At 73.3% G+C, this 570-nt stretch carries 1 protein-coding gene and 1 pseudogene; one reads left to right on the plus strand and one right to left on the minus strand.

Annotated elements, in window-relative coordinates; all coding sequences use genetic code 11:
• Window positions 1-95, plus strand: a pseudogene (locus tag BZY54_RS54340) (serine protease); the annotation flags it as partial.
• A 154-nt stretch (window positions 96-249) separates the two neighbouring features.
• On the opposite strand, the gene BZY54_RS47390 reads toward BZY54_RS54340, so the two are convergent.
• Window positions 250-570: DNA glycosylase AlkZ-like family protein (locus tag BZY54_RS47390; protein ID WP_143668392.1), on the minus strand; the 321-nt coding region annotated here is incomplete at its 5' end.

A 570-nucleotide genomic window follows, 5' to 3' on the forward strand; every position in this document is an offset into this window, starting at 1 on the left:
CCTGGGGCAACGGCTGTGCCGGGGCGGGTCATCCGGGTGTGTACACCCGGATGACCACCTTCTCCGCGCTGGTCACGGCACAGATCGGCTCCTGAAGGCCCCCGAGGACCCCTCGGGTGAATGCCAGGGGGCGTTGCGAGCCACCACGAGCGGCCCGCAACGCCCCCTTTCCACGCCGGTGTTCCGCGCTCGGCGGTGAGCCCGCGGGCGGCGCCCCGAGAGGGCGCCATCGCCGCCGCGCCGCCGTCGTCAGGGTCGTACGACGGTGCCGAACCGGATGTCGTAGGACTCCCCCGGGTGCATGACGGACAGCATCCGCCGCCCTTCCCCGGTCACGTCCCGGCGCTGGGACCCGGTCAGCTCCCCGAAGGGCTCGACGACGAGCGCGCCGTCCGTCAGGTGCCACACTCCGGCCAGGAAGCCGTCGACGAGAAGGGTGCGGTAGGCCTGGTTGCCCTTCCAGCTGCGGCCCTTGAGGTGCGGCGGGACGACGCGGGTGCGGTCGGCGTGGGAGAGGAGCAGGTTGTCGAACTCGGGCAGGAAGCGGGGCGGGGCCGGGGTGTCCGGGTC

The organism is Streptomyces carpinensis (genome assembly GCF_002154505.1).
GTDB lineage: Bacteria > Actinomycetota > Actinomycetes > Streptomycetales > Streptomycetaceae > Streptomyces > Streptomyces carpinensis.